The organism is Trujillonella humicola, from assembly GCF_046233715.1.
Classification (GTDB): domain Bacteria; phylum Actinomycetota; class Actinomycetes; order Mycobacteriales; family Geodermatophilaceae; genus Trujillonella; species Trujillonella humicola.
Genome location: NZ_JBJNRJ010000132.1, coordinates 1 through 1,144, shown reverse-complemented (window position 1 = coordinate 1,144; position 1,144 = coordinate 1). Strand labels below are relative to the sequence as shown.

The following is a 1,144-nucleotide window of genomic DNA, read 5'->3' as shown; positions in this document are numbered from 1 at the left end:
CGGACCGCCCCGTCACGGAACTCCCGGTCGTACTTCTTGCGGATCTCTGGCATCGCTACCCCTTATAGCTGATGCCTCCGCGGTCTCGGGGGAACCTCATGATCTGCTGCGCCAGATGCTGACGACCTTCATCAACACGCTCATGTCCGCCGAGGCCGACGCGGTCTGCGGTGCTGAGTACGGCGCCCGCTCGGCCGAGCGGGTGAACACCCGCAACGGCTACCGGTCCCGGGAGTTCGACACCCGCGCCGGCACCCTCGACGTGGCCATCCCCAAGCTCCGGTCGGGCAGCTACTTCCCGGACTGGCTGCTGGAGCGCCGGCGCCGGGCGGAGCGGGCGCTGACCACCGTGGTCGCCACCTGCTACCTGCTGGGGGTCTCCACGCGGCGGATGGAGAAGCTCGTCGAGTCGTTGGGCATCACCCGGTTGTCGAAGTCGCAGGTCAGCGAGATGGCCAAGGACCTCGACGCCCAGGTGGCCGACTTCCGCCACCGCCCCCTGGACGCCGGGCCCTACACGTTCGTCGCCGCCGACGCGCTGGTGCTGAAGGTGCGCGAGGGCGGCCGGGTGGTCGGCGTGCACGCGCTGGTGGCGACCGGGGTGAACGCCGACGGGCACCGGGAGATCCTCGGCCTGCAGGTCACCTCCGCCGAGGACGGCGCCGGCTGGCTGACCTTCTTCCGGGACCTGACCGCCCGCGGCCTCACCGGCGTTCAGCTGGTCACCTCCGACGCACACGCCGGGCTGGTGGGCGCGATCGGCGCCACCCTGCCCGGGGCGGCCTGGCAGCGCTGCCGCACCCACTACGCGGCGAACCTGATGGCGGTCTGCCCGAAGAGCTCCTGGCCGTGGGTGCGGGCGCTGCTGCACTCGGTCTACGACCAGCCCGACGCCGCCTCGGTGCACGCCCAGTTCGACCGCGTGCTGGACGCCCTGGCCGACAAGCTGCCCCGGGTGGCCGCCCACCTCGAGGCCGCCCGGGCCGACGTGCTGGCGTTCACCGCGTTCCCCAAGGAGGTCTGGCGCCAGATCTGGAGCAACAACCCGGTGCGCCACGAGGCGCCGCATGACCGCAGGGAGGTGGAAGTCCTTCCTCTTCGGGCCGTCGCAGCGGCCTGATGAAGCTGGGGGCAGTCGATCTCG

At 71.7% G+C, this 1,144-nt stretch carries 1 pseudogene; it reads left to right on the top strand.

The window, feature by feature from the left end:
- Window positions 1-46 precede the first annotated feature (46 nt).
- Window positions 47-1,093: pseudogene (locus ACK586_RS25410) on the top strand (IS256 family transposase); the annotation flags it as partial.
- Window positions 1,094-1,144: the final 51 nt, after the last annotated feature.